The 19,657-nt window shown below is 72.2% G+C and carries 18 protein-coding genes and 1 tRNA gene; 5 read left to right on the forward strand and 14 right to left on the reverse strand.

All coding sequences use genetic code 11. The annotated features are described in order from the left end of the window. The first annotated feature begins 17 nt into the window (after window positions 1-17). On the forward strand, window positions 18-1,178 hold the full coding sequence (locus ACIHEJ_RS18535; protein WP_400136541.1) for a serine hydrolase domain-containing protein: 1,161 nt from the start codon (window positions 18-20) through the stop codon (window positions 1,176-1,178). An 18-nt stretch (window positions 1,179-1,196) separates the two neighbouring features. On the opposite strand, the gene ACIHEJ_RS18540 is transcribed toward ACIHEJ_RS18535, so the two are convergent. The 6 genes from ACIHEJ_RS18540 to ACIHEJ_RS18565 form a co-directional block, all read right to left on the reverse strand. Further along, the gene (locus tag ACIHEJ_RS18540; RefSeq protein WP_400136544.1) at window positions 1,197-1,472 is read right to left on the reverse strand and encodes a DUF1876 domain-containing protein; all 276 of its coding nucleotides are present in this window, start codon (window positions 1,470-1,472) and stop codon (window positions 1,197-1,199) included. A gap of 95 nt (window positions 1,473-1,567) precedes the next feature. Then, window positions 1,568-2,464, reverse strand: coding sequence for an NAD(P)-dependent oxidoreductase (locus ACIHEJ_RS18545; RefSeq protein WP_400136545.1), 897 nt, complete (start codon window positions 2,462-2,464; stop codon window positions 1,568-1,570). Window positions 2,465-2,533: 69 nt separating this feature from the next. After that, window positions 2,534-3,382 carry an EamA family transporter gene (locus ACIHEJ_RS18550; RefSeq protein WP_400136548.1) on the reverse strand — a complete coding sequence of 283 codons (849 nt, stop codon included), beginning with the start codon at window positions 3,380-3,382 and terminating at the stop codon, window positions 2,534-2,536. Further along, window positions 3,379-3,891: a YbaK/EbsC family protein gene (locus ACIHEJ_RS18555; protein ID WP_400136551.1), complete on the reverse strand. Its 513-nt coding sequence runs from the start codon at window positions 3,889-3,891 to the stop codon at window positions 3,379-3,381. The genes ACIHEJ_RS18550 and ACIHEJ_RS18555 overlap by 4 nt, the downstream gene beginning before the upstream one ends. Window positions 3,892-4,140: 249 nt before the next feature. Further along, entirely contained in the window at window positions 4,141-6,366 is a 2,226-nt protein-coding gene (locus tag ACIHEJ_RS18560) for an MMPL family transporter (RefSeq protein WP_400136554.1), read from the reverse strand. Window positions 6,367-6,472: 106 nt separating this feature from the next. Then, window positions 6,473-7,078: a TetR/AcrR family transcriptional regulator gene (locus ACIHEJ_RS18565; protein WP_400136556.1), complete on the reverse strand. Its 606-nt coding sequence runs from the start codon at window positions 7,076-7,078 to the stop codon at window positions 6,473-6,475. Between the two features lie 154 nt (window positions 7,079-7,232). Here ACIHEJ_RS18565 and ACIHEJ_RS18570 point away from each other — a divergent pair, with 154 nt between their 5' ends. Next, complete coding sequence (locus ACIHEJ_RS18570) at window positions 7,233-10,589, forward strand: S41 family peptidase (RefSeq protein WP_400136558.1); 3,357 nt, start codon at window positions 7,233-7,235, stop codon at window positions 10,587-10,589. A gap of 105 nt (window positions 10,590-10,694) precedes the next feature. On the opposite strand, the gene ACIHEJ_RS18575 is transcribed toward ACIHEJ_RS18570, so the two are convergent. From ACIHEJ_RS18575 to ACIHEJ_RS18590, 4 genes are all read right to left on the reverse strand, one after another. Next, window positions 10,695-10,943 carry a hypothetical protein gene (locus ACIHEJ_RS18575; protein WP_400136560.1) on the reverse strand — a complete coding sequence of 83 codons (249 nt, stop codon included), beginning with the start codon at window positions 10,941-10,943 and terminating at the stop codon, window positions 10,695-10,697. 97 nt (window positions 10,944-11,040) lie between these two features. Continuing rightward, complete coding sequence (locus ACIHEJ_RS18580) at window positions 11,041-11,925, reverse strand: SDR family oxidoreductase (RefSeq protein WP_400136563.1); 885 nt, start codon at window positions 11,923-11,925, stop codon at window positions 11,041-11,043. Further along, on the reverse strand, window positions 11,922-12,875 hold the full coding sequence (locus ACIHEJ_RS18585; RefSeq protein ID WP_400136566.1) for an alpha/beta fold hydrolase: 954 nt from the start codon (window positions 12,873-12,875) through the stop codon (window positions 11,922-11,924). The genes ACIHEJ_RS18580 and ACIHEJ_RS18585 overlap by 4 nt, the downstream gene beginning before the upstream one ends. Then, window positions 12,872-14,440: a flavin-containing monooxygenase gene (locus tag ACIHEJ_RS18590; RefSeq protein ID WP_400136568.1), complete on the reverse strand. Its 1,569-nt coding sequence runs from the start codon at window positions 14,438-14,440 to the stop codon at window positions 12,872-12,874. The genes ACIHEJ_RS18585 and ACIHEJ_RS18590 overlap by 4 nt, the downstream gene beginning before the upstream one ends. Window positions 14,441-14,617: 177 nt before the next feature. Between ACIHEJ_RS18590 and ACIHEJ_RS18595 the strand changes: the two genes are divergently transcribed. Then, window positions 14,618-15,238 (forward strand): MerR family transcriptional regulator, encoded by a 621-nt coding sequence (locus ACIHEJ_RS18595; RefSeq protein WP_400137484.1) that lies wholly within the window; start codon window positions 14,618-14,620, stop codon window positions 15,236-15,238. Window positions 15,239-15,276: 38 nt separating this feature from the next. Here the strand turns inward: ACIHEJ_RS18595 and ACIHEJ_RS18600 are convergent, their stop codons facing one another. Then, window positions 15,277-16,080 (reverse strand): exodeoxyribonuclease III, encoded by an 804-nt coding sequence (locus ACIHEJ_RS18600; RefSeq protein WP_400136571.1) that lies wholly within the window; start codon window positions 16,078-16,080, stop codon window positions 15,277-15,279. An 80-nt stretch (window positions 16,081-16,160) separates the two neighbouring features. On the opposite strand from ACIHEJ_RS18600, the gene ACIHEJ_RS18605 reads away from it, so the two are divergent. Then, window positions 16,161-16,637, forward strand: a complete 477-nt coding sequence (locus tag ACIHEJ_RS18605) for a GNAT family N-acetyltransferase (protein ID WP_400136574.1) — start codon at window positions 16,161-16,163, stop codon at window positions 16,635-16,637. A 144-nt stretch (window positions 16,638-16,781) separates the two neighbouring features. Next, a complete protein-coding gene (locus ACIHEJ_RS18610; protein ID WP_400136577.1) occupies window positions 16,782-17,375 on the forward strand; it encodes a hypothetical protein in 594 nt (197 codons plus the stop codon). 103 nt (window positions 17,376-17,478) lie between these two features. Here ACIHEJ_RS18610 and ACIHEJ_RS18615 read toward each other — a convergent pair. The 3 genes from ACIHEJ_RS18615 to ACIHEJ_RS18625 form a co-directional block, all read right to left on the reverse strand. Further along, window positions 17,479-17,552: transfer RNA gene (locus tag ACIHEJ_RS18615), tRNA-Ala, on the reverse strand. A gap of 93 nt (window positions 17,553-17,645) precedes the next feature. Then, entirely contained in the window at window positions 17,646-18,830 is a 1,185-nt protein-coding gene (gene glpR / locus ACIHEJ_RS18620; protein WP_400136580.1) for a gephyrin-like molybdotransferase receptor GlpR, read from the reverse strand. Window positions 18,831-19,016: 186 nt separating this feature from the next. Next, entirely contained in the window at window positions 19,017-19,646 is a 630-nt protein-coding gene (locus ACIHEJ_RS18625) for a GNAT family N-acetyltransferase (protein WP_400136583.1), read from the reverse strand. Window positions 19,647-19,657: the final 11 nt, after the last annotated feature.

A 19,657-nucleotide genomic window follows, 5' to 3' on the forward strand; every position in this document is an offset into this window, starting at 1 on the left:
CGGAAGGGACGGCGGACGTGGACGTGAACGGCACTGTGGCCGAGGGCTTCGAGCCGGTCAGGGAGGCGTTCGCAGCGAACTTCGCGCTGCTCGGCGAGCGCGGCGCGGCCGTCTCCGTGTACCGCGACGGGCACCGCGTGGTGAACCTGTGGGCCGGCACCCAGGACGTCGACGGCACCCGGCCCTGGCAGCCCGGCACCGCACAGATCGTGCGCTCCGCGACCAAGGGCGTCGCCGCCGCCGCGCTCCTGCTCCTGCACCAGCGCGGCGAGCTGGACCTCGACGCCCCGGTCGGCGCGTACTGGCCCGAGTACAAGGCAGCCGGCAAGGAGCACACACGCGTGCGGGACCTGCTCGCGCACCGCGCCGGCGTGCCCGTGCTGGACCGCCCCCTGACCCCCGCCGAGGCCGCCGACCCCGACCTGGGCGCCGCGGCCGTCGCCGCCCAGGCGCCGGTGTGGGAGCCGGGCGCGGAGCACGGCTACCACGCGCAGACCTACAGCTGGCTCACCGGCGAACTGATCCGGCGGATCACCGGCCGCCCGGTGGGCGAGTGGATCGCCGACGAGATCGCCGGCCCGGTCGGCGCGGACCTGTGGCTGGGCCTGCCCCAGTCGGAAATCGCGCGCGTGGGCCGCGTCGGCCCGCTGGACGCCACCGAGGCCGCGGGCGGCCTGAAGACCCGCCCCAAGCGCGCGGTGGCCGAGGCCTACGCCGACCCGGACTCCCTGACCCGGCGTGCCTTCGCCGCCATCACCCCGCTGCCCGACGAGAACGCGCCCGCCTACCGCGCCGCCGCCCTGCCCGCGTCCAACGGCATCGCCACCGCCGACGGGCTGGCCCGCTTCTACGCCTCGCTGATCGGCGAGGTGGACGGCGGCCGGCGCCTGTTCACGCCGGAGACGGCCGGGCTGGCCCGGACCGAGCGGTCCGCAGGACCGGACCGGGTCCTGGTGGTGGGCACCCGGTTCGGCCTCGGCTACATGCTGCACGGCAGCGCGTCCCCGCTGCTCTCCCCCGGCTCCTTCGGCCACCCGGGCCGGGGCGGCGCCCTCGCGTTCGCCGACCCGGACTCGGGCCTGGCCTTCGGCTATGTCACCAACGGCTTCAGGAAGAGCGTGACGGCCGACCCCAGGGCGCAGGCGCTGGTGCGAGCACTGCGCACGGCGCTCGCCTGAGGGTCCGGCCGGCTCACCTCACACGTTGATCGGATGGGACGTCCGCCCGGACATCTCGTCGATCTCGTCGTGTGCCTTGGACAGCAGTTGCATGGCCATTTCGTTGAGCGCACGGGCGCCCGCGATCTCCTCGCCGACCCGGGGCTGATTGGAGTCGATGCGGTGACGGCTGGCATGCCCGTGCCCGCGCACCTCGGTGCCGTCGGGCAGGCGCACCAGGGCCGCCGCGCGCGTGTGCTGATCGTCCTCCTGGAACTCCAGCTCGACGTGCCATCCGACAGCGGTGTTCATCATGTCGACCACCTCCGGGAACCGTTGATGCCGGCTGATTCCAGGGTGCTCCCGCGCGCAGCGCACGTCATCTCGGCGGAAGGGGCGACCAACGCGAGTCAGCCCCTGCCCTCGGCGGAGCCGCCGAAGCTGGCGAAGTACGCGGCGGCCATGTCCTCGTCCGCGTGCCCCTGGGCGGCGGCGCGGGCGAACCGTTCCGCGCTCGCCGCGGCCACGTCGAGCCGTACCCCGCCGCGCTCCCCGGCCTGGACGATGAGCCGGGCGTCCTTCTCGGCGGTGGCCACCGCGAACGACGCCGGGGACAGCTTCCCGTCGAGCACCAGCGCGGACTTGGCCCGCAGATACTCCATGTCCAGCGGCCCGCCCTCGATGATGTCGAAGAAGCCCTGCGGGTCGACGCCGAGCCCTTTGGCGAGGGCCAGCGCCTCACCGGCGGCGGCGGTGACGGCGAGCACCCAGCTGTTGGCGACCAGCTTCAGCCGGCTGGCACTGCCCGCGCCGCCGTCGGCCCCCGTCCACACGGTCCTGGCGCCCACCGCGTCGAAGACCGGCGTGACCTTCTCCCGCCCCTCCTCGGGTCCGGCGGCCAGCACGGTCAGCCGGCCGGCCTCGGCGGGCTGGCGGGTACCGAGGACGGGGGCGTCGTAGAAGACGAGCCCGTGCTCGCGGGCGAAGCCGGCCAGCTCCTCGATCAGGTCGATCCCGGCGGTGGTGCACTGCGCCCACACCGTGCCGGGCCGCAGCGCCGCACCCGCCTCGCGCAGCACCTCCAGCACGGAGGCGCCGTCGTACAGCATGGTCAGGACGACAGCGGCGCCCTCGACGGCCTCGGCGGGCGTGTCGGCGACCCGGGCGCCGTCGGCGGCCAGCGGCTCGGCCTTGGCCCGCGTACGGTTCCACACCCGCACGTCGAACCCGGCACGGCACAGATTGCGGGCCATGGCGGCCCCCATGATCCCGGTGCCCAGGACGCTGACGGTCGGCTTGTCGGTCATTGACGCTCTCCCTCTCACGGGGTTTCGTACGGCTCCTGTGTCCTGTCCCCCCGATCCCCCGTCATCCTGCTACCCGGGATGCAGCATCAACCCGATGCCCACGACCAGCAGCCCGGCCGCCGCGATCCGGGGTGCGCCGAAGCGCTCCTCGAAGAACAGGGTGCCGATGGCCGCGCCGACGAGGATGGAGGACTCGCGCAGGGCCGCGACCGGGGCGAGTTCTGCGCGGGTCTGGGCCCACAGGACCAGGCCGTACGCGGAGACGGACAGAACGGAACCGAGCAGGCCCAGGGTCGCGTGGGGGCGGAGGACCGTACCCGTCTCGCGCCCCCAGCGGCAGCAGACGGCGTACGCGGGGATCGCCACGCCCTGCACCACCATCAGCCAGGCGGTGTACCCGAGCGACGAGCCCGAGGCGCGCACGCCGAGTCCGTCGACGAGCGTGTACGAGGCGATGGACAGCCCCGTCGCGAGCGCGGCCACGATCGCCGCCCAGTCGGGCCGGCGTCCGCGCATCCCCCACAGCGCCACGCCGGTGAGACCCGTGCAGGACAGGACGATGCCGGCCGCGGCCCACGCGTCCGGCACCTCGTGCGCGAAGACCGCCGCGAACACGGTGACCACCAGCGGCGCGCTGCCCCGCGCGATCGGATAGGCCTGCCCGAAGTCCCCCAGCCGGAACGACGTCATCAGCAGGACGACGTACACGAGGTGGATCACGGCCGAGAGGGTCAGGTACGGCCACGCCCCGGCCGCCGGGAACGCGGCGAACGGCGCCAGCAGCAGCCCGATGAGCACGCCGCCCGCCAGGATCAGCGTGAAGCCGACCAGCTTGTCGGTGATCCGGTGCGCGATGGCGTTCCAGCTGGCGTGGGTGACCGCGGCGAGCAGGACCGCGGCCGTGACGGCCGGCGTCACGCGGTCTGTTCGCGCACGTCCACCAGCGTGGCGCCCGCGTGGGCGACGAGGTCCTTCGGCGTCATCGGGAAGACGGTGTGCGGCGTCCCGGCCGCCGCCCACACCTGGTCGTGCGCGAGCAGGGAGCGGTCGGCGAGGACACGCGTGCGCGTGCGGTGCCCGAAGGGCGGGACGCCCCCGATGGCGTACCCGGTCGTCTCTCGTACGACGGCGGCGTCGGCCCGGGCGACCTTCCCGGCGCCCAGCTCCTGCCGTACCCGCTCCACGTCCACGCGCGAGGCACCGTCCATCAGGACCAGCACCGGCACGCCGTCCGCCGCGAAGATCAGCGACTTGCAGATCTGGCTGAGTCCGCACCCGATCGCGGCGGCGGCCTCGGCGGCGGTCCGGGTGGCCTCCGGGAACCGGCGGGTCCGGCCGAGCAGGTCGTCGAGGCCCAGCGCGCGGAGGGCGTCGGCGAAACGGGGGTGGGCTCCGGACCCTTCGGCGTCAGTGGCGGCTGTCGTCATGGTGGGCACGCTACGACATCACCTGAGCCGCGCTCACCGGGTTTCCGCGCAGCGGCCCGGCTGTACGGTCACCGCCCGCCACCGGCCGACCGGCAACGGGTGCGGGAGCGGAACCCGGCGACGTCGCCGGGTTCCGCTCCCGGGACAGAAAGAGGCCGGTGAGGGTGCCCCGTCCCCACGGATCCCTCACCGGCCGGCCGCTGTCGGCCTGACGCGACACGTCGGACGCGGCGCGTCAGGCCGGGCGCGTCAGACCCGCACCAGCGCCCGCTCCCCGTCCGGGTCGGCGTCCTTGCCGTCCGCGGCGGACAGCGTGCGCAGGCCCTCGCCCTCGACGTCGACGTTGGGCAGCGCGCGGTCGAGCCACTTCGGCAGCCACCAGGCCCGCCTGCCGAGCAGGGCGAGCACCGCCGGGACGACGGCCATGCGGACGATGAACGCGTCGAAGAAGACGGCGGTCGCGAGGCCGAAGCCGATCATCTTCACCATCGCCTCGCTGGAGCCGATGAAGCCGGAGAAGACGGCGATCATGATGACGGCGGCGGCGGTCACGACGCGAGCGCCGTGCCGGAACCCGGTCACCACCGCCTGGCTGGGCTTCTCACCGTGGACGTACGCCTCCCGCATCCGTGTGACGAGGAAGACCTCGTAGTCCATCGCGAGGCCGAAGACGACGCCCACCATGAAGATCGGCATCATCGACATGACCGGGCCGGTCTGCTCGACGTTCATCAGGCCGGACAGCCAGCCCCACTGGAAGACCGCGACCACGGCGCCGAGGGCCGCGAGCACGCTGAGCAGGAAGCCGAGGGCCGCCTTCAGCGGGACGAGGACCGAGCGGAAGACCACGATCAGCAGCAGGAAGGCCAGGCCGACCACCAGCGCCAGATACGGCAGCAGGGCGTCGTTCAGCTTCTGCGAGACGTCGATGTTCATCGCCGTGGAGCCGGTGACCAGGATCTGGGAGTCGGTCTTCCGGGAGATGTCGGCGCCCTTGTCGCGGATGGCGTGGACGAGGTCCTCGGTGGTCGTGGAGGACGGCTTGGACTTCGGGACGACCGTGATCGTCGCGGTGTCGCCCGCCTTGTTGGGCACGGCCGGGGTGACCGTGACGACGTCCTTCAGACCCTTGATCTCGTCGCCGACCTTCGTGAAGGCCTTCTTCGGGTGGGCGCTGTCCTTGGCGTCGACCACGACCATCAGGGGGCCGTTGAAGCCGGGCCCGAAGCCCTCGGAGAGGAGGTCGTAGGCGCGGCGCTGGGTGGTGGAGGTCGGCTGGGAGCCGTCGTCCGGGAGGCCCAGTTCGAGGGAGGCGGCCGGGATCGCCGCCGCGCCGAGGCCGATCACACCGAGGAGGAGGACGGCGATCGGACGCCGGACGACGAAACTCGCCCAGCGGGTGCCCATGTTGGGCCGGCCGGGCTTCCTCGGCGTACGGCCGCCGCCGAGCAGCTTGCTCTTCTCGCCCATCGGCTTGATCCTGCGGCCGGCGTAGCCGAGCAACGCCGGGATCAGGGTCAGCGCGATGAGGACGGCGATGGCGACGGTGCCCGCCGCCGCGATGCCCATCTTGGTCAGCATCGGGATGTTGACGACGGACAGGCCGACCAGGGCGATGACGACGGTCAGTCCGGCGAAGACCACGGCCGAGCCGGCGGTGCCGACGGCGCGTCCGGCCGCCTCCTCGCGCTCGCGGCCCTCGGCCAGTTCGGCGCGGTAGCGGGAGACGATGAACAGGGCGTAGTCGATGCCGACGGCGAGGCCGATCATCGACGCCAGGGTGGAGGTCGTCGAGCCCAGGTCGAGGGCGCTCGCGAGCGCGGTGATCGTGGAGACGCCGATGCCGACGCCGATGATCGCGGTCAGCAGGGGGAATCCGGCCGCGAGCAGCGAGCCGAAGGTGATGACGAGGACGACGGCGGCGATGCCGATGCCGATGATCTCGCTGGAACCGGTCTCGGGCGTGGCGTTCAGCGCGTCACCGCCGACCTCGACGGTCAGCCCGGCGTCCCGTGCGTGCTGCGCGGCGTCCTTCAGCGCGTCCCGGGAGGAGTCCTTCAGCTCCATGCCGGAGACCTCGTACTTCACCGAGGCGTACGCGATCGAGCCGTTCCCGCTGACGGCGTGCCCGGTGTAGGGGTCGGCGACGGAGACCACCTCGGAGCCGCTGCGCAGCTCCTCGACCGTCTTCTCGACGGCCGCCTTGTTGGCGTTGTCGGTCATCTTCTCGCCGCCGGGCGCCTTGAAGACGACCCGGGCGGTGGCGCCGTCGGCGCTCATCCCGGGAAAGCGCTGTTCCAGCAGGTCGAAGGCCTTCTGGGCCTCGGTGCCGGGGACGGAGAAGGAGGTGTTGCCGGCGGCGGGCGCGCTCGCCGCTCCGACGCCCGCGAGCGTCAGCAACGCCACCCATATGAGGGCGACGAAGTGCCGTCGCCTGAAGGCGAGCCGGCCCAGTTTGTAGAGGAACGTGGCCACGAGGGCGTACTCCCGGTCAGTCGTGGGATTGTCAGGGCAGGGGTGTTCAGCCCGACGACGTGAGCGGTTACGTCAGGTGGTGGGCTTGCTGGGGAAAGAGGTCAGCTCAGGAGGTGCTGCGCGCGCCGAGGGCGGGGAGGACCACGGCGTCGATGTACGAGAGGAGGAAGCCCTGTGTCGGCGGCTGCTCGTCGATCATGGTGCGGGCGGCGAACGCTCCGATCATCATGTGCATCACGAACTCGAGCGCCGGGTTGTCCGCACGTACCTCGCCCCGGTCGATCGCCCGGTGCAGGACGCGGCGGAACTCCGCCATCTCCGGCTCGATGAGATGCTCCCGGAACGCCCGCAGGAGGTCGGGGTTGGAGTGGGTCGCCATGGCCAGGCCCCGCATCAGCGCGGAGTTCTGCTCCATCTCGCAGTCGTCCGCACGCAGCGTGAGCGCGTGCAGGTCGCCCCTGAGCGACCCGGTGTCGACGTCGTCGACCGGGCCGGGCTTGTTGTGCCGCACGGCCTTCGCCACCAGCTCGGCCTTGCCGCCCCACTGGCGGTAGAGCGTGGCCTTGCTGGACCGGGTGCGGGCGGCCACGGCGTCCATGGTGAGGGCGTCGTAGCCGACTTCCCGGAGCAGGTCGAGCACGGCCTCGTACAACTCGGCCTCGCGCTCGGGCGTGATCCGACTGCGACGCGCCGTTGCGACACTCTCGGTCATGCCCGTCACCTTCCCGCTCGGGAGCCTCCGTCTTCGTACACCATGAACATACCCTGAGAGCGTGCGAAACGAAACCGTTTCGTACGTGCCGTGGGTCACGGACGTGTACGCCGCATAAGTTGCTGGGGCCCAGCGGGGGGAAAAGCATGGGGAGGTGAGCTATCTGCGCCTTCCCCACATCAGCGACGACCTGCTCTGCTTCGTGTCCGAGGACGACCTCTGGCTGGCGCCCCTCGACGCCCCGGGCCGCGCCTGGCGCCTCACCGCGGACCGCACCAAGGCGGGCCACCCGCGCTTCTCACCCGACGGCCGCGAGATCGCCTACACGACCTGGCGCAGCCTCGTCCCCGAGATCCACCTCGTCGACGTCGACGGCGGTCCCGCGCGGCAGCTGACGTACTGGGGCAGCACCGACACCCAGGTCTGCGGCTGGACGCCCCCGGACGACAAGGGCAACGCCGACATCCTGGCGGTCGCCTCCCACGGTGAGCCCTTCTCCTACTTCACCTGGGCCTACAAGGTGACGGCGGACGGCGACCCCGGCCGCAAGCTTCCCTGGGGGCCGGTCTCCGACATCCAGGTCGCCGACGTCGACGGCGTGCACAAGACGCTGCTGCTCACCGGCACCCCGCCGCACGAACCGGCCTCCTGGAAGCGGTACCGCGGCGGCGCCATGGGCCGGCTCTGGCTGCACGGGGAGCAGCTGCTGCCCGACATCGGCGGCCACCTCGCCAGCCCCATGTTCGTCGCCGGCCGGATCGCCTTCCTCTCCGACCACGAGGGCGTCGGCAACCTCTACTCCTGCGCCCACGACGGCACCGACCTGCGCCGCCACACCGACCACGACGCCTTCTACGCCCGGCACGCCTCCAGCGACGGCACGCGGGTGGTCTACCAGTGCGCGGGTGACCTGTGGCTGGTGGACGACCTCTCCCCGGCCGGTGTCCCGCACAAGCTCGACATCCGGCTCGCCGGGCCGGCGGCGGGGCGCCGCCGGTACCCGGTGCCGGCCGCGCAGAACGTCGACGGCATCTCCGTGGACGAGACCGGCCGGGCCAGCGCCGTCGTCGTACGCGGCAGCCTGTACTGGCTCACCCACCGCGACGGGCCGGCCCGCACGATCACCGACAACCCCGGGGTGCGGGTACGGCTGCCGGAGATGCTCGGCTCCACCGGCCAGGTCGCCTATGTGACGGACGCCGAGGGCGACGACGCCGTCGAGATCGCCCAGCTGCCCCGCGCCACCGGCGACCGACCGCCCCGCCGGCTGGCCTCCGGGGAGCTGGGCCGGGTCCTGGAGATGGTCTCCGACCCGCCGGGCGAACGGCTGGCGGTCGCGTCCCACGACGGACGGCTGCTGCTGATCGACGTGTCGGAGGAGGAGGACGCGGAGGCGAGCGCGGAGGCGGGCCCGGAGCAGGACACGCAGGAGGACGAGGAGGATCCCGCGGGCTCCGGCGACCAGGGAGAAGGAGCCGCGGGGGCCGCCGCGGGCCGCGTCACCGAGCTGATCCGGTCCGTCAACGGCCCCGTCCGTGACCTCGCCTTCTCCCCGGACGGCGCCTGGCTCACCTGGTCCCACCCGGGCATCGGCCGCTCCCTGCGCCAGATCAAGCTGGCCCGCATCAAGGACCGGCTCGTCGTGGACGTGACCAACGGCCGCTTCGAGGACGAGAACCCCGTCTTCACCCGCGACGGCCGCTACCTCGCCTTCCTGTCCTGGCGCGGCTTCGACCCGGTGTACGACGTCCACACCGGCGACCTGTCCTTCCCGCTCGGCTGCCGCCCGTATCTGGTCCCGCTGAACTCGGCGACCCCCTCCCCCTTCGCGCTGAACCCCGAGGGCCGCCCGGCCGCGGGCGGACTGGACCCGCTGGAGGACGAGGACACCGGCGAGAACGGCACGGTGACCGTCGAGGTGGAGGGCCTGGAGAACAGGGTCACGCCGTTCCCGGTCATCGCCTCCAAGTACTCCGCGCTGTGCCCGGTGGCGGGCGGCGGCCTGGTCTGGATGCGCTGGCCGATCTCCGGCGCGCTCGGCGAGACCTTCGCCAACCCGACCGACATCAGCGCCCGCCCGGCCCTGGAGTACTTCAACCTCGCCAAGGCGAAGAAGTCCGAACTCGTCGACCACCTCGACTGGTTCGCCGTGAGCGGCGACGGCACCCGGCTGGTCGTCGTCGACGAGGGCGACCTGCGCGCGGCCCCCTCCACGGAGATCGGCGACAGCGACACGACCGTCTGGATCGACCTGCGCCGCATCCTGCACGTCGTCGACCCGCCCGCCGAGTGGCGCCAGGCGTACGCGGAGGCCGGCCGGCTCATCCGCGCCTACTACTGGGACCCGGGCATGTGCGGCATCGACTGGGACGCGGTGCTCGACCAGTACCGGCCGCTGGTCGAACGCGTCGCCTCGCCGGACGAGTTCGCCGACCTGCTGCGTGAGGTCCTCGGCGAACTCGGCACCTCCCACGCCTACGTCACCGCCGCCCGCCGCAACGAGGGCCCGCCGCACTACCAGCGCTGGCAGGGCCTCCTCGGCGCCAACCTCGTGCGCCGCGACGGCGGCTGGACGGTCAAGCGCATCCTGCCCGGCGAGTCCTCCGACTCCAAGGCCCGCTCGCCGCTGGCCGGCACGGGCATCCGCGAGGGCGCCGTGCTGACCCATGTCGACGGCCGCCCGGTCGACCCCGTGGCGGGCCCCTACCCGCTCCTCGCCGGGTCCGGCGGTACGACGGTGGAGCTGACGTTCACCCCGGCGGAAGGGGAGCCCGGCCGGGCCCGGCGGGTCGCCGTCGTCCCGCTCGTCGACGAACGACCACTGCGCTACCAGGACTGGGTCGCCAAGCGCCGCGCCGTCGTACGGGAGTTGAGCGGAGGCAAGTGCGGCTATCTGCACATCCCCGACATGGGCGGCTCCGGCTGGGCCCAGTTCAACCGCGACCTGCGCATGGAGGTGTCCCGGCCCGCCCTGATCGTGGACGTGCGCGGCAACGCGGGCGGCCACATCAGCGAGCTCGTCATCGAGAAGCTGACCCGGACGATCCTCGGCTGGGACCTGACGAGGGACGCGCAACCGGTGTCGTACACCTCGAACGCGCCGCGAGGCCCGATCGTCGCCCTCGCCGACGAGGCGACCTCCTCCGACGGCGACATGATCACGGCCGCCTTCAAGCTGCTGAAGCTCGGCCCGGTGGTCGGCCAGCGCACCTGGGGCGGCGTGGTCGGCATGACCGGCCGGCACCGCCTGGGCGACGGCACGGTGATCACGGTGCCGATGAACGCGGCCTGGTTCGACGCCTACGGCTGGTCCGTGGAGAACCACGGCGTCACCCCCGACGTGGAGATCATGCGCACGCCCCTGGACTGGGCGGAGGGCCGTCACGCCCAGATGGACGACGCGATCCAACTGGCCCTGGACCTCCTGGAGACCCACCCCGCCGCCGTCCCCCCCGACTACACCGACGTCCCGAACCGCACCCGCCCGAAACTGCCGCCACGGCAGCAGTAGCGCGGGCGCCCCGCATCCGGGACCCCTCCACCGGAACACGCAGGGCGCCCTCCCGCGAAGGAAGGGCGCCCCACATCTCATTCCGGCCGGAGCCGAGCGCAGCGGCTACGCGTCGTAGTCGCGGTCGAAGCGGTCGTCCATCTCCCGCTCCGTGTCCTCGATGTCGCGCGTGTTCTGGCGACCCCGCTCGGACTGCGGCTGCTGAGGACGCTGCTGGCCGCCACGCTGCGGCTGCTGACCGCGCTGCGGCTGCTGGCCGTGCTGACCGGCCTTCTCACGGGCCTGGCCGATCTTCTCCTTGCCCTGGTCCTGCAGCCGGTTGGCCTTCTCCTGGAACTGGTCCTTCATACCCATGTGGGTTCACTCCTGTGGTGAGTGAGAACTGGGGGAGTCGGCCCCTTTGGTGGGGCCTCGACCAGATTCACACGGCCGACCACGCTGCGCATGTGGATCAGTTACGGTGCGTAGCCCTCGCCGCCTCGTCCGCCGCCCCACCTGCGCCGACGAGTCCAGAACTCATCCCCTGCAGCCTCGGTGCGAACCGCCGCATCTCGCGCTGGCCGACGGTCCCGATGAGCGCCGGCAGGTATCCGCGCACGCCCTGCATGCCCCGCAGCCACCACTGCCCGTACACATGCGCCGAGCGCCGCTCGACCCCGGCGACCAGCCGGTCCACCGCCGGACCCAGCGGGTAGGTCTTGTTCGCCGGCCACGGCAGCCGCTGCCGCAGCTCCCGCATCACGTCGTCCTGGTCGGCGCCGCGCACCATGTCGGTGTCGGTCCAGGACAGGTACGCGACGCCGACGCGCACGCCCTGGTGGCCGACCTCCGCGCGCAGACTGTGCGCGTACGCCTCCACGCCCGCCTTGGACGCGCAGTACGCCGTCATCATCGGCGCCGGGGTGATCGCGGCGAGCGAGGCGACCTGCAGCAGATAACCCCGGCTCTCCACCAGCACCGGCAGGAACGCCTGCGCGGTCACCGCCGAGCCGATCAGATTCACCTCGATCACCCGCCGCCACGCCTGCGGATCGGAGGCGGCGAACGGACCGCCCGTCGCCACACCGGCGTTGGCGACCACGATGTCGACCTTCCCGAACCGCGCCTTCACCTCCTGCGCGACCCGGCTCATCGTCTCGTGGTCGGTGACGTCGGCGTACCAGTAGGCGCTCTCGCCGTGCAGACGCGAGGAGACGTCCTTGAGCGCCTCCTCCTCCAGCCCGACCAGCGCCACCTTCGCGCCGCGCGCGGAGAGCTTGCGCGCCAGCAACTCACCTACGCCGCGCGCCGCTCCCGTGACGACGGCGACCTGCCCTTCGAGGCCGACCCTGCTCATGCGCCCTCCTTGATCTGCGCGGGGGTGGAACCGTGCTCGGGGGTGACCCCCGTGACGTACGTGGTGACGAGCTCCCGGATCGTGCCGGTGACCTGTCCGGGGGCCTCGATCGGGGTCATGTGCCCGACACCGGGCAGCTCGGTGAGGCCCACACAGTGCGGCAGCGCGGCGACCAGCGCGCGGGCGTGCACGGGGGGCGTGAGCCGGTCGGACGTACCGTGCACCACCGCGGTGGGCACGCTCAACTCCCGTACACCGTGGTCGAGATCGAGCGCCTCGAGCACGCCCGCCCAGGCGTGGCGCACAGCGCGCGGGCAGGCGTGCACGATCCTCGCGCACGCCTCGACCATGTGCCGGGCGGAACGGCCGCCCATGGTGGCGTACTTGAGGACGCTCATCGCCACCGGCGTGACCGGACCGAGAGGTGCGCGCGAGCCGAGCACGCGCCCGGTGATCCAGGTGCGCACGCGTCCGGCGCGCAACGGCACCACGCGTGCCTCCGCGACCAGCCGCGAACTGCCGGTGCTGCACAGCAGAGCGGCGGCTGCGTGTTCGCGGAAGCGGGGGCGCGTGGCGGCGGCCATGATCGTCATGCCGCCCATGGAGTGCCCGGCGATCAGGGCCTTCTCCCCGCGCGCGAGCGTCGCCGCCAGCACCGCCTCCAGGTCGTCCGCCAGCGCCTGGGTGGTGCAGGCGGGGCTCGCGGGACTGCGTCCGTGCCCCCGCTGGTCGTAGACGATCACCCGGTGGTCGGTCGCCAGCTCCCGTATCTGCGCGGCCCAGAAGGCGGTCGAGCAGGTCCAGCCGTGGGAGAGGACGACGGGAGGCGCGTCCTCGGGCCCGTGCACCTCGGCGTGCAGCCGCGCGCCGTCGGCGGAGACGACGGTGAGTTCACGGGCGGGGGTGGGCGGGGCGTAGGGACCTGAGGTCACGGAGGCGCGCCGGCTCATGCGGTGGCCTCGCTCGGCCGGGCGGCCTTCGGGGCCTTCGTCTTCGCCGCCGAAGCCTTAGGCTGCGCCGCCGGGGCCTTCGGCCGCGCCGTCGCGGGCTTGCGGATCACCTCGTACTCCGCCAGGTCCAGCCGCCGGGTCGCACGCCGGAACTCGGTCGTAGTGCCGGGCCAGATGGTGGTGTTGCGGCCGCTCGCGTCCAGGTACCAGCTGGTGCAGCCGCCGGTGTTCCACACGGTCCGCTTCATGCGCTCCTGAACCTTGCGGTTCCAGTCCTCGACGGCCGCCGGCCGGGCATCGAGGGCCGTACGGCCTCCGAGGACGTCCAGTTGCCGCAGATAGTCGGCCATGTAGTTCAGCTGGGACTCGATCATGAGGATCATGGAGGAGTTCCCCAGGCCGGTGTTGGGCCCGATGACCGTCATGAAGTTCGGGAACCCGGCGGCGGCGGCCCCGCGCAGGGCCTGCATGCCACTCTTCCAGGACTCGGCGAGCGTGATCCCCTCGGCCCCGACCACGCGCTCGGCGATCGGCATGTCCGTGACGTGGAAGCCCGTGCCGAAGATGATCGCGTCGACCTCGGCCTCGGTGCCGTCGGCCGCGACGACGGTCGAGCCGCGGATCTCGCTGAGCCCGCTGGCGACGAGGTCCACATTGGGCCTGGCCAGCGCCGGGTAGTAGGTGCTGGACAGCAGGATCCGCTTGCAGCCGATGCGGTAGTCCGGGGTGAGCTTGGCGCGCAGGGCCGGGTCCTTGACGGCGCGCGCCATGTTGCGCTTGGCCAGCTGCTCCACCAGCCCGAGTTCGTCGGGGTGCTTGGTGAACGCCTGCACCTGCAGTTCCCGGATGCCCCACAGCAGCCCGCGCCGCAGCTGGGTGGTGAAGGGCAGCGTCCGGTGCAGCCGGCGCTCGGCGCCGCTGATGGCGCGGTCCACCCGGGGCATCACCCACGGAGGGGTGCGCTGGAAGAGGGTGAGCCGGCCGACCTGCGGCTGGATGGCGGGCACGATCTGGATGGCGGAGGCGCCGGTGCCGACCATGGCGACGCGCTTGCCGCGCAGGTCGTACTCGTGGTCCCAGCGCGCGGAGTGGAAGACCTCGCCCGGGAAGGACGCCAGCCCCGGGATCTCGGGGATCTTCGGGTCGGACAGCGGCCCCGTGGCGGAGACGACGACATCGGCGGTGAGCGGCCCGCGCGCGGTCTCGATGTTCCAACGCAGGTTCTCCGCGTCCCAGGTCATCAGCTTGACCTCGGAGCCGAACCGGATGTGCGGGCGCAGCCCGAACAGGTCGGTGACGTGCTCCAGATAGGCGCGGATGTGACGCTGCCCGGAGAAGGTGCGCGGCCACTCGGGGTTGGGCGCGAAGGAGAAGGAGTACAGGTGCGAGGGCACGTCACAGGCGCACCCGGGGTAACTGTTGTCCCGCCAGGTGCCGCCGACGCCGTCCGCCCGCTCCAGGACGACGAAGTCGGTGATCCCTTCGCGGCGCAGCCGCACGGCGGCCCCCAGCCCGCCGAACCCGGACCCGATCACCGCCACCCGTACATGCTCGTGCTCGGCCATCCCGAAGCCTCCACGCATCGCCTTGGACTCTGCCAGTGAACACTGGCGCAATGGGACTGTAGAGCAGCTCCGTACCGAGCGGTAGGGGGCCGGGGAAGGAAAGTTACCGGCGGTACAACATAGGCTGCGGGCGTGGCAGAGGACGCAGAACGCAGGGAAGGCGGGCGCGAGTACCGCATGGAGGAGCTGGCGCGCCTCGCCGGCATCACCGTGCGCACCCTGCGCTTCTACCGCGAGCGCAAACTGATCCGGCCACCCCGCCGCGAGGGCCGCATCGCCTGGTACGACGACCACCACCTGGCCCGCCTGCGCACCATCGCGGCACTGCTGGAGCGCGGCCACACCCTGAACGGCATCGCGGAACTCGCCGAAGCGCTCGACCAGGGCCGGGACGTCGCCGACCTCCTCGGCGTCGGCACCCCGAGCGAGGAGGAACCGGTCCACCTGACACCCGAGGAACTCGCCGCCCGCTTCGAGGGCGAGGTCACCCCCGAGAACCTCGCCGCCGCCCTGGAACTGGGCTACCTCGGCACCGACGGCGACGCGATCGTCCACATCAGCCGCCGGCTGCTGGACGTCTCCTCGGCACTGGTCCGCGAGGGCATCCCGCTCGGCGAGGTCCTCACGGCCGCAGCCCGCGTCCGCGAACACGCCGACGCCCTGGCCGAACTCTTCGCCGACCTGATCCTGCGCCACGCCCCGGAGGAGGACCTCCAGCGCCTGCGCCCGCTGGCCCGCAGCGTGGTGGAGGCGGAACTCTCCCTGGCTCTGGACCGCCGGGTGACCAAACGCGACTGACCGGCGGCTGCGGATCGGCAGCGCTCAGAGGCCGGAGGTCAGAGGTCGTAGACGACGGTCACCGGCGCGTGGTCGGACCACCGCTCCGCGTGCGTGGCCGCGCGCTCGACGAAGCCCTTGACGGCCCTGTCGGCCAGACCGGGCGTGGCGCAGTGGTAGTCGATGCGCCATCCCGAGTCGTTGTCGAAGGCCCGCCCGCGGTACGACCACCAGGTGTACGGCCCCTCGGTCTCCGGGTGCAGGGCGCGGACGACGTCCACGTAGCCGCCCTCGCCCGGGGCGAAGACGCGGCCGAGCCATTCGCGTTCCTCGGGCAGGAAGCCGGAGTTCTTGGTGTTGCCGCGCCAGTTCTTGAGGTCGGCCTGCTGGTGGGCGATGTTCCAGTCGCCGCAGACGACGACCTCGCGACCGTCGGCGGCGGCCCGCTCGCGCAGCTCCTTGAGGTGGGCCAGGAACTCGCCCATGAACCGGAGCTTCTCGTCCTGCCGCTCGGTGCCGACCTCGCCGGAGGGCAGGTACAGGGAGGCGACGGTGACGCCGGGCAGGTCGGCCTCGACGTAGCGCCCGCTGCCGTCGAACTCGGACGAGCCGAACCCGATCCGGACGCGGTCGGGCTCACGTCGTGTGTAGAGCGAGACGCCGGCGCGCCCCTTGGCGGCAGCCGGGGCGTGCACGACGTGCCAGCCGTCGGGCTGCCTGACCTCGTCGGGCAGCTGGTGCGGCTCGGCACGCACCTCCTGGAGGCAGACGACGTCCGCTTCCGTCCGGGCGAGCCACTCCACGAAGCCCTTCTTGGCGGCCGCTCGCAGCCCGTTCACGTTCACCGAGGTCACAGTCAGCACCAGGGCACGATACCGGCACACTGGTCAGAGTCCTCATCGCCCGACGCCCCATGCGTCTGCATAGAAGTACGATACCCAGCATGAATATACGCCGCGTCCGATTCGACCACCCCGACGCCGTCAAGCTCAACGACGAGGTCCAGGCCGAGTACAGCCTGCGCTACGGCGACGAGGGCGATGCCACGGTCCTCGCCGCCGAGGACTTCCTCCCGCCCCGGGGTGTGTACCTGATCGCGTACGACGAGCTCGACCGCCCTGTCGCCACCGGCGGCTGGCGCAGCCAGGATCACAACGACGAGGGCAACGAGGACGGCGACGCCGAACTCAAGCGCATGTACGTGGTCACGGAGGCGCGCGGCCGGGGCCTGGCCCGCCGCATGCTCGCGGCCCTGGAGGAGGACGCCCGCATGGCGGGGCGCGTCCGCATGGTCCTGGAGACCGGCACCAAGCAGCCGGAGGCCATCGCCCTGTACACCTCCAGCGGCTACGAGCCGTGCACCAAGTTCGGCTACTACCGCCACTACGAGGACAGCCGCTGCTACGCGAAGCGGCTGTAGAACGACCGGCGGGAAGCACGAACCTGGGGGCCGCCGAGTCCTTCTCCGCCGGCCGACGACGCCGGTCGATGACGCCGCCCCCCGAAGCCGACCAGCCGGCCGCTGCTCACCCATGCCCCGCCCCGCGGCATGCGAGTGAAAACCGTGCGCACCCCGGCGTATGCCGTGCCACCCGGGCATATATTCGTGTGTTTTCCCGATAAGCAGGCTTTAAGCCTGTTTCCCCCAGAGAAGGGAGCACAGAGGGTGAGAGAAAAGCGCAGGGCTGCCGCCTCGCTGGCCGCCGCAGTCGTCATGGCGTTCGCCGGAGCCGGAACAGCACACGCTGCGAAGCAGCCCGGGGCGGCACACGGCACGACCGGCCGCGGGAGCGTCGCCGGCGGCGGGTGCCAGCAGGGCCACGACTGCCCGAAGCCCCCGCCGGTGCCGGTGCCGACAGGGTGCTTCGACATCGACTCGACGGTTCAGGATCCGGACAAGTACGTCTCGGTGGTGTGCAACGGGCGGGTGTACGTCCTGACGGTCAGAGAGACACCGCCCACGAACCCTCAGCCCGTGGGCGGCTGGCGGTTCGTGGGCGGCCCGACCAACGTTATCGACGCCACACTGGCGTCGCGAAGCAACCAGGTCTACGTCACCGTGCTGACCGCGAACGGAACCGTGTACGAAGGCGTGTGCACCGCGACAGAGCCGCTCACGGTGCCGTGCACCTTCACGCAGCTGCCCACGCCTCCGTGACGGGACGAGGCAACGGGCGGACCATGAAGTAGTTGCGGTACTTCGCTGCCGGAAACATGCCAGAGCCCCGGCCGGTGATCACCGGCCGGGGCTCTGAGCTGCGTGGACCTGAGGGGATTTGAACCCCTGGCCCCCTCGATGCGAACGAGGTGCGCTACCGGACTGCGCCACAGGCCCTTGCAACGAGTGAAACTTTAGCATCCCGATCGGGGTGCTTGGAAATCCGCTCCCCGACTGGTCAGAGGCGGGCTTCCGGGGGCGTGACGGCCGTCACTCGTTGGCGGCGCGCGGGCGGTCGCCGTCCTCGTACTGGTCGAAGAGGGGGGTGCGTCCGCGCTCGCGGGCCCGGCGGGCCGAGGCCGCCCGCCGCGCGTCGCTGCGGCCGCCCGCCGGCCTGTCCCCGGACGCGGGTGCCGTCCCGTCGTCCTCGGTCTCGGCCGCCGGTGCCGCCTCCTGCTCGGGGACGACCGCGCTGGAGCGCGCCGAGCTCCAGGTGTCGGGCGCCCCCAGATCCACGTCGGAGGTGGCGCGGGGCGCGACCGGCGCGGTCACGTACGTCGGCAGCGGTACCGGCACCGGGTCCCAGCTGTCCCCGTGGCCGGGCCGGCGCTGCCGCTCGCGCTGCTGGTCGACCCACTCGGCGTGGTCGGTCTGCTCGACGAGGGCGCGCCGGTCGGCGGCGAGCGCGGAGAGGCCGGTGTCCGTGTCGGTCTCCCGGACCTCCTCCGGTTCGTCGGCGCCGGGGCCGGTGTCGAGGGAGGCACGCCGGCGGGGCTGGCGCTCGCGCAGGCGCTGGGCGGCGACCTCGGCGGCCCGGCGGTCCATCTGGTAGGCGAACCGGCGGCGCTCCTGGCTGCGCAGATAGGCGATGTACCCGCTGAGCAGGACGGCGGGTGCGGCGGGCGCCCACAGGAAGGCGAGCCCCCCGACGGCGGCGACGACCGCGCCGAGAGTGAAGGCGAAGAAGAGGACGACGGTGGTGCGTCGGCGTCGCGCGAGGACCTTCGAGCGCCGGGCGCGTGCTGCGGCCGCCTGCGCCGAGGGGGTGGACCGCGGGGCGGGGACGCGCTTGCGTACGGGGGCCGGGGTGGAGGGGGGTGCCGTCGCGGCGGGCTGGTCGCGCGCCACGTCCGTGCTTCCGGGCGCCTCCGGCTCGGCTTCCGCGTGGACCTGACGACGGGTCGGGGGCACGGCGAAGGCCCGGACGTCCACCGAGTCGGTGACGGCGTCCGGATCGACGGCGTCCGGCTCCCCCTCCTGGGCGGAGCGCGCCCGCAGGTCCTTGGCGTACCGGCGCTCCATACCCGCCCGTCCGGACAGCAGCCGGATGGCGGTGCTGAAGCGTTCCGTCGGACGGGCCTCGTTCAGCTCGTCCTGCCTACGGAGCCACATCGGCACCAAGTAGGCGGCCCAGGCCCCGACAATGACTGCGTAGATGAGGCCGCTGCTGCTCACGCCTCACACGGTAGAGGGGTTTGCGTGGGGCCATCCGCCAATTGGGCCGGTGTGTCGCACGATCTGGCTGATATTTCCAGCTTTTTTTGCGACCGATGCGATCAGCGGGCGGCCGCGGACGCGAATTTCAAAGCTCCGAGACGGTCAACAGCCGATCAATTTCGAACAGATATTCAATTTCCGAGGCTACGCGGGATTCCCCGGGCCGTTCCGGGTGCGCTGTCTCCCCTGTGCGCGTGCCCGCTGCCAGCGCGCGAGCAGCCCGTCGGGCACCTCCTCCGCGGTGAGCGCGTAGACGAGGTGGTCCCGCCAGGCGCCGTCGATGTGCAGATAGCGCGGCCGCAGCCCCTCCTCCCGGAATCCGAGTTTCTCCACGACCCGGCGGCTGGGCCGGTTCTCGGGACGAATGCAGACCTCGATGCGGTGCAGTCCGACGGCGCGGAAACAGTGGTCCACCACGAGCGCTACGGCCGTCGGCATCACCCCGCGCCCGGCCACCGCCTCGTCCACCCAATAGCCGATGTGCCCCGAACACATCGACCCCCAGGTGATTCCGGCGACCGTCAACTGCCCGACGAGCCGCCCCTCGTACTCGATGACGAAGGGCAGCATCCGGCTCGCGTTGGCCTCGGAACGCAAATGGCGGACCATCTGGCGGTAGGTCGGCCGGTGCACGATCGGCCCGCTCGGCGTGGGCGGCGGGATGGTCGCCTCCCAGGGGCGCAGCCAGTCCCGGTTGCGCCGGTTCACCTCGCGCCAGACCCGCTGGTCACGCAGCCTTATCGGCCGGAGGACGACGTCGCCGTCCGCCAGCACGACGGGCCAGG

Origin of the sequence: Streptomyces sp. NPDC052301 (assembly GCF_044593395.1) — a bacterium.
Classification (GTDB): domain Bacteria; phylum Actinomycetota; class Actinomycetes; order Streptomycetales; family Streptomycetaceae; genus Streptomyces.

Bases quoted from the DNA above. Each gene is read 5' to 3' on its own strand.
- ACIHEJ_RS18540 (WP_400136544.1), bottom strand. From the start codon at position 1,472: ATGATGAACACCGCTGTCGGATGGCACGTCGAGCTGGAGTTCCAGGAG.
- ACIHEJ_RS18545 (WP_400136545.1), bottom strand. From the start codon at position 2,464: ATGACCGACAAGCCGACCGTCAGCGTCCTGGGCACCGGGATCATGGGG.
- ACIHEJ_RS18555 (WP_400136551.1), bottom strand. From the start codon at position 3,891: ATGACGACAGCCGCCACTGACGCCGAAGGGTCCGGAGCCCACCCCCGT.
- ACIHEJ_RS18565 (WP_400136556.1), bottom strand. From the start codon at position 7,078: ATGACCGAGAGTGTCGCAACGGCGCGTCGCAGTCGGATCACGCCCGAG.
- ACIHEJ_RS18575 (WP_400136560.1), bottom strand. From the start codon at position 10,943: ATGGGTATGAAGGACCAGTTCCAGGAGAAGGCCAACCGGCTGCAGGAC.
- ACIHEJ_RS18580 (WP_400136563.1), bottom strand. From the start codon at position 11,925: ATGAGCAGGGTCGGCCTCGAAGGGCAGGTCGCCGTCGTCACGGGAGCG.
- ACIHEJ_RS18585 (WP_400136566.1), bottom strand. From the start codon at position 12,875: ATGAGCCGGCGCGCCTCCGTGACCTCAGGTCCCTACGCCCCGCCCACC.
- ACIHEJ_RS18590 (WP_400136568.1), bottom strand. From the start codon at position 14,440: ATGGCCGAGCACGAGCATGTACGGGTGGCGGTGATCGGGTCCGGGTTC.
- ACIHEJ_RS18595 (WP_400137484.1), top strand. From the start codon at position 14,618: ATGGAGGAGCTGGCGCGCCTCGCCGGCATCACCGTGCGCACCCTGCGC.
- ACIHEJ_RS18605 (WP_400136574.1), top strand. From the start codon at position 16,161: ATGAATATACGCCGCGTCCGATTCGACCACCCCGACGCCGTCAAGCTC.